Here is a 6,739-nt window from a genome sequence, read left to right as displayed (position 1 = left end):
GCCTGCGGCGCTCTGATCGCCGAGGCCCGCCGGGCCGGCGCCCCCGCCAATTGACGTCGCCCAGGGGACGCCGCAACACTCGCCACAGGTTCACGCTTGGGAACGATCCATGAAACTCGAACTCGCCGGCCTCACCGGTGCGCTGGCCGTGATCGCAGCGTCCGCTGCGGCCTTTATCGCGCCATCGCCGGCCACAGCCGAGAGCGCCGCCGAGCGGGCCGTCACCACCCGGCAGGCGGGATTCAAACAGATCGGCGCGGCTTTCAAGGCGGTCAATGACGGACTGCGCGGCGGCAAGCCGGACATGGCGGCGGTCGCAGCGGCGGCGGGACGCCTGGAGACCCATGCCGGCCATCTGCCCACCTGGTTTCCCAGGGGCAGCGGCCCGGAGTCGGGCGCCAGGACGGAGGCCCGCGCCGAGGTCTGGGGGGACGCCGCCGGTTTCGCCGACGCCGCGGCCAATCTGCGGACCCAGACGGCGCGGTTGACCGCCCTGGCGCAAGGCGGGGACGTCGCGGCAAGCCGCACCCAGGCCGTGCAGGTCGCGGCCGCCTGCAAGGCCTGCCACACCAAGTACCGCCAGGAAGACTGAGCCGGCCCGCAGGGGCTGTAGGCTCGGATACGGAAAACCCCGCCGTCCAGTGGACGACGGGGTCATTCATCGATCAGTCTGAATGCGCGGCTGGGTCAGCCGACCGAGCGGTCGGCGGCCTCACGCAGGCAGCCCAGCCAGGCGTCCTCACGGGCCTTTTCAGCCGCGCGCAGCTTTTCCTCGGCCTCCTGAACGCCGGCGTCATGCTTGCGCCATTCGGCGACCGCGCCCTCGCGGGCGGCGCGGGCGGCTTCCATGGTGGGGAAACGGGCGAGGACGGCGCGCACCGAATAGCTGACGGGCGGGCCCACCGTTTCGCGGTCAGGATAGAAGCCGGTGACGGAGTCGCCGGCCTCCTTTTCGACGTGAAACACGTCAGCCCATCCGGCGTGATGGCGCATCAGGGCCCAGGGCCGTTCGATCTGGTCGGTCATCAGGCACTCCTCGAATTCGATCGCGGGAACGTAGCGCAGGAACGAGCCGGTCTCCAATCGCATCCGTAAGGGAAATGCAAGGCGCTCGGCGCGGCGGCGACGGTATCGATACGGCTCAAGGTCTCGCCAACGCCCAGGAAGGCGCCCAAGCGCCGACTTCTCCGAAATGTGATCCTGCCTCTGCGCCCTGACGTGATGAAGCCAGGCGCGGCCTATCCGGGGCGCAAATGTGTGATCTGGGGCGATTGAGCGCCACTTGAAGCCGCAACTTGGAAGATCATTTCATTTCAAGCGCCTCTGCCCCATCGACAAGGCATGTTCTTGCCGGGTAAATGCGCGGTTCCAACGCGCGTCCGAAACGGCCCCTCGGGGCCGCGCGGGCGTGCGCCCGTAGCAAGTGGAAGGGAGTCCATATGGGGGCGCCAGAGCGGCAAGGATTGTATGATCCGCGTAACGAGCATGATGCGTGCGGCGTAGGGTTTGTGGCCAATATTAAAGGTCGCAAATCGCATGAGGTCGTGCAGGCGGGTCTGCAGATTCTGGTCAATCTGGATCACCGCGGCGCGGTGGGTGCTGACCCGCTGGTCGGCGACGGCGCCGGGATTCTGATTCAGATTCCCGATGGTCTCTATCGCGCCTGGGCTAAGGACAACGGCGTGGATCTGCCCCCGGCCGGCGAATACGCCGTGGCCATGTGCTTCCTGCCGCACGACGAGGCCGCGCGCGACGTCGCCGTGGCCCAGTTCGAACACTTCATGAAGGTCGAGAAGCAGCCGGTCCTTGGCTGGCGCGACGTGCCGGTGAACCTGGACGGTATCGGCCAGGCCGTGCTGGACGCCATGCCGGTGATCCGCCAAGCCTTTATCGGCCGCGGTCCGACCATCAAGGACCAGGACGCCCACGAGCGCAAGCTGCTGGCCGTGCGCAAGCAGATCCAGAACCCCATCGCCCAGCTGGCCGAGAAGAAGGGTCTGCCGGGACTGAAGGACCTCTATCTGCCGTCCCTGTCGACCCGTACCGTGGTCTATAAGGGCCTGCTGCTGGCCGGACAGGTGGGGACCTTCTACGAGGACCTTGCCGACCCCCTGGCGGAATCCGCCCTGGCCCTGGTCCACCAGCGGTTCTCGACCAACACCTTCCCCTCCTGGCGGCTGGCCCACCCCTATCGGTTCATGGCCCACAACGGTGAGATCAACACCGTCCGCGGCAATGTGAACTGGATGAACGCCCGGCGTCGCGGGATGGAATCCGACCTGCTCGGCGCTGATCTCGACAAGATGTGGCCGCTGATTCCGCACGGCCAGTCCGACACCGCCTGCCTCGACAATGCGCTCGAGCTGCTGCTGGCTGGCGGCTATTCCCTGGCGCACGCGGTGATGATGCTGATCCCGGAAGCCTGGGCCGGCAATCCGCTGATGGATTCCAAGCGCAAGGCTTTCTACGAGTACCACGCCGCCCTGATGGAGCCGTGGGACGGCCCCGCCGCCGTGGCCTTCACCGATGGCCGCCAGATCGGCGCCACCCTGGACCGCAACGGCCTGCGTCCGGCCCGCTTCGTCATCACCGACCAGGACCATGTGATCATGGCCTCCGAAGTCGGCGTGCTTCCCGTCGAGGACGAGCGCATCGTCCGCAAGTGGCGGCTGCAGCCGGGCAAGATGCTCCTCATCGACATGGAGGAGGGGCGCATCATCGAGGACGAGGAGATCAAGGCCTCGCTCGCCGGGGCCAAGCCCTATGAGGAGTGGCTGGCCGAGACCCAGTTCAAGCTGGAGGACGTGATCGATCCCGAGGAGTCCGGGCCGACCACAGCCGACGACCCCGCCGCCCTGCTCGATCGTCAGCAGGCCTTCGGCTACACCCAGGAAGACCAGCAGTTCTTCCTGGAGCCGATGGCGCGCCTGGGGGATGACCCAATCGGCTCCATGGGCGCCGACACCCCCATCGCCGTGCTCTCCCAGCGGCCGAAGCTGATCTACGAGTACTTCAAGCAGAACTTCGCCCAGGTCACCAACCCGCCCATCGACCCGATCCGGGAAGAGCTGGTGATGAGCCTGGTCTCGATGATCGGGCCGCGACCGAACCTGCTCGGTCGTCAGGCCGGGTCGCACAAGCGCCTGGAGGTCGCCCAGCCGATCCTCACCAACGAGGCTCTGGCCAAGATCCGCTCGATCAATGAGCTGCTGGACGGCGCCTTCCGCACCGCCACCCTGGACGCCACCTGGGCGGCCGACGAGGGCGCCGGCGGGCTGGAGCGGGCCCTGGAACGCCTGTGCCGCGAGGCCACCGACGAGGTGCTGGCCGGCATGAACATCCTGATCCTGTCGGATCGGGCCGTCAGCGCCGACCGCATCCCGATCCCGGCGGCGTTGGCCACCGCGGCGGTTCACCATCACCTGATCCGCCAGGGCCTGCGCATGCAGACCGGCCTCGTCATCGAGACCGGCGAAGCCCGCGAGGTGCATCACTTCTGCGTCCTGGCAGGCTATGGCGCGGATGCGGTGAACCCCTATCTGGCGTTCGAGACCATCGAGCAGCTGCGGGTGCAGAACAAGCTCGACATCTCGGCCAAGGACGCCCGCAAGAACTACATCAAGGCGGTCGGCAAGGGCATTCTGAAGGTCATGTCCAAGATGGGCATCTCGACCTACCAGTCCTATTGCGGCGCCCAGATCTTTGACGCCGTGGGCCTGAACTCTGAGTTGATCGAGGCCTATTTCACCGGCACCGCCTCAACCATCGAAGGCGTCGGTCTGGCCGAGATCGCCGAGGAGGCCGTGCGTCGTCACAAGGACGCCTTTGGCGACAATCCGATCTATCGGCACATGCTCGATGTGGGCGGCTCCTACGCCTACCGCCTGCGCGGCGAGACCCATGCCTGGACGCCGGATTCGGTGGCCCGTCTGCAGCACGCCGTCCGCGGCAACCTGCCCGACGAATACAAGGCCTTCGCCGCCAGCATCAACGAACAGAGCGAGCGGCTGCTGACCATCCGCGGCCTGATGCGCTTCAAGCTGGCCGACAAGGCGATCCCGATCTATGAGGTTGAGCCCGCCAGCGAGATCGTCAAGCGCTTCTCCACCGGCGCGATGAGCTTCGGCTCCATCAGCCGCGAGGCGCACACCACGCTCGCCATGGCCATGAACCGTATCGGCGCCCGGTCCAACACCGGGGAGGGCGGCGAGGAGCCTGATCGCTTCAAGCCCCTGCCCAACGGCGACTCCATGCGCTCCAAGATCAAGCAGGTGGCGTCCGGCCGGTTCGGGGTCACGGCGGAATATCTGGTCAACGCCGACGACATCCAGATCAAGATGGCCCAGGGCGCCAAGCCCGGGGAGGGCGGTCAGCTGCCCGGTCACAAGGTCGACAAGGCCATCGCCAAGGTGCGCCATTCGACCCCGGGCGTGGGCCTGATCAGCCCGCCGCCGCACCACGACATCTATTCGATCGAGGATCTGGCCCAGCTGATCCACGACCTGAAGAACGTCAATCCCAAGGCCCGCATCTCCGTGAAGCTGGTCTCCGAGGTTGGCGTCGGCACGGTGGCCGCAGGCGTCTCCAAGGCCCGGGCCGACCACGTGACCATATCAGGTTTCGAGGGCGGCACTGGCGCCTCGCCGTTGACCTCCCTTACCCATGCCGGTTCGCCCTGGGAGATCGGCCTGGCCGAGACCCAGCAGACCCTGCTGCTCAATGGCCTGCGCTCGCGCATCGCCGTTCAGGTGGACGGGGGCCTGCGCACCGGCCGGGACGTGGCCATCGGAGCCCTGCTGGGCGCCGAAGAGTTCGGCTTCGCCACCGCGCCGCTGATCGCGGCCGGCTGCATCATGATGCGCAAGTGCCACCTCAACACCTGCCCGGTGGGGGTGGCGACCCAGGATCCTGTCCTGCGGGCCCGCTTCAACGGCCAGCCTGAGCACGTGATCAACTACTTCTTCTTCGTGGCCGAAGAGCTGCGCGAGATCATGGCCCTGCTGGGCGTCCGCACCCTCAATGAGATGGTCGGCCGCGTGGACCTGCTCGACGCCGCGCCGGCGGTGGATCACTGGAAGGCCCGCGGGGTCAATCTCTCGCGGTTGCTCTACCAGGCGCCGCTGGAGAACCCGAAGGGGCTGTGGAACACCGAGCAGCAGGATCATGGCCTGGCCATGGCCCTGGACCACCAGTTGCTGGCCGCGGCGCGCCCAGCGATCGATGGCGGCGAGGCGGTTCGCGGCGAGTTCGAGATCCGCAACATCAACCGCACGGTGGGCGCGATGCTCTCGGGCGAGGTGGCCATGGCGCATGGCCATGCCGGTCTGGCCGATGGGACCATCTCCTTCACCTTCCGGGGCACCGGGGGACAGAGCTTCGGGGCGTTCGCGGCCCGGGGCGTGACCCTGGAGCTGATCGGCGACTCCAACGACTATGTGGGCAAGGGCCTGTCCGGCGGCCGCGTGATCGTCCGCCAGCCGCCGAACTCCAAGCGTGAGCCGACCCAGAACATCATCATCGGCAATACGGTCCTCTACGGCGCCATCGCCGGCGAGGCCTATTTCGAGGGCGTGGCCGGCGAACGCTTCGCCGTCCGCAACTCCGGCGCCGTGGCGGTGGTCGAGGGCGTGGGCGACCACGGCTGCGAGTACATGACCGGCGGTGTGGTGGTCGTCCTGGGCGATACGGGCCGCAACTTCGCCGCCGGCATGTCCGGGGGCGTGGCCTATGTCTATGACCCCAAGGGCCGGTTCGAGCCCCTGTGCAACAAGGCCATGGTGGAGATCGAGGCCATCGCGCCGGCGAGCGCCAGCGACCCGGCCGAGGACGCCCAGCGTCCGCGGCAGAAGTCGGTGTCGGTCGACGACAATGGCATGGGCGATGTCCTGGCCTTTGACGCCGAACGCCTGCGTATCCTCATTGAGCGGCACCAGCTCTATACCGGCAGCGCGCGCGCCCGGATGATCCTGGAAAACTGGGACGCCGAGCTGGCCAATTTCCGCAAGGTGATGCCGACCGACTACCGTCGCGCCCTGCTGGACCTGGCCCAGGAACGCAAGGCCGCCGCCGCCGTCGCCGCCGAATAAGACTGAAGATCGGAGCACCGTCATGGGAAAGCCCACCGGCTTCCTTGAGATCGAACGTCAGGACCGTGGCTATGAGAAGCCCGAGTCCCGCCTGAAGACCTGGAACGAATTCGTCAAACCCCTGGCCCAGCCGGACCTGACCAAGCAGGCGGCCCGCTGCATGGACTGCGGGATTCCCTACTGTCACAACGGCTGTCCGGTGAACAACCAGATTCCGGACTTCAACAACCTCGTCTATCGCGAGCAGTGGCTGGCGGCGCTCGAGAACCTGCAGTCGACCAACAACTTCCCAGAGTTCACCGGCCGGGTCTGCCCTGCGCCCTGCGAGGCGGCCTGCACCCTGAACATCATCGACAACCCGGTGACCATCAAGACGATCGAGTGCCAGATCGTCGACAAGGGCTGGGATGAAGGGTGGATCACGCCACAGCCGTCTCCGCGCGGAACGGGCAAGCGGATCGCCGTGGTCGGCTCTGGCCCTGCGGGCCTGGCCTGCGCTCAGCAACTGGCCCGGGCCGGCCATGCGCCGACGGTGTTCGAGAAGAGCGACCGGGTCGGCGGCCTGCTGCGCTACGGCATTCCGGACTTCAAGATGGAGAAGCACCTGATCGATCGCCGGGTGCGCCAGATGGAGGCCGAAGGGGTCATCTTCC

General features: G+C 67.1%; 4 protein-coding genes. 3 read left to right on the top strand and 1 reads right to left on the bottom strand.

The features are described from left to right. The first annotated feature begins 109 nt into the window (after positions 1–109). On the top strand, positions 110–592 hold the full coding sequence (locus tag Q7V15_RS02440; protein ID WP_304753556.1) for a cytochrome c: 483 nt from the start codon (positions 110–112) through the stop codon (positions 590–592). 95 nt (positions 593–687) lie between these two features. Here the strand turns inward: Q7V15_RS02440 and Q7V15_RS02435 are convergent, their stop codons facing one another. Further along, the gene (locus tag Q7V15_RS02435; protein WP_304753553.1) at positions 688–1,026 is read right to left on the bottom strand and encodes a hypothetical protein; all 339 of its coding nucleotides are present in this window, start codon (positions 1,024–1,026) and stop codon (positions 688–690) included. Positions 1,027–1,463: 437 nt separating this feature from the next. On the opposite strand from Q7V15_RS02435, the gene gltB reads away from it, so the two are divergent. Further along, positions 1,464–6,086, top strand: coding sequence for a glutamate synthase large subunit (gene gltB, locus Q7V15_RS02430; RefSeq protein ID WP_304753551.1), 4,623 nt, complete (start codon positions 1,464–1,466; stop codon positions 6,084–6,086). 22 nt (positions 6,087–6,108) lie between these two features. Beyond that, positions 6,109–6,739, top strand: a 631-nt coding sequence (locus Q7V15_RS02425; RefSeq protein ID WP_304753549.1) for an NAD(P)-binding protein, incomplete at its 3' end; no start/stop codon positions are given.

It is taken from the genome of Phenylobacterium sp., assembly GCF_030651755.1.
In the GTDB taxonomy this organism is placed as follows: Bacteria; Pseudomonadota; Alphaproteobacteria; order Caulobacterales; family Caulobacteraceae; genus Phenylobacterium.
The sequence above is the reverse complement of the archived record's forward strand: the minus strand, read 5'-3'. Positions and strand labels throughout refer to the sequence as shown.

Bases quoted from the DNA above. Each gene is read 5' to 3' on its own strand.
- Q7V15_RS02440 (WP_304753556.1), top strand. From the start codon at position 110: ATGAAACTCGAACTCGCCGGCCTCACCGGTGCGCTGGCCGTGATCGCA.
- Q7V15_RS02435 (WP_304753553.1), bottom strand. From the start codon at position 1,026: ATGACCGACCAGATCGAACGGCCCTGGGCCCTGATGCGCCATCACGCC.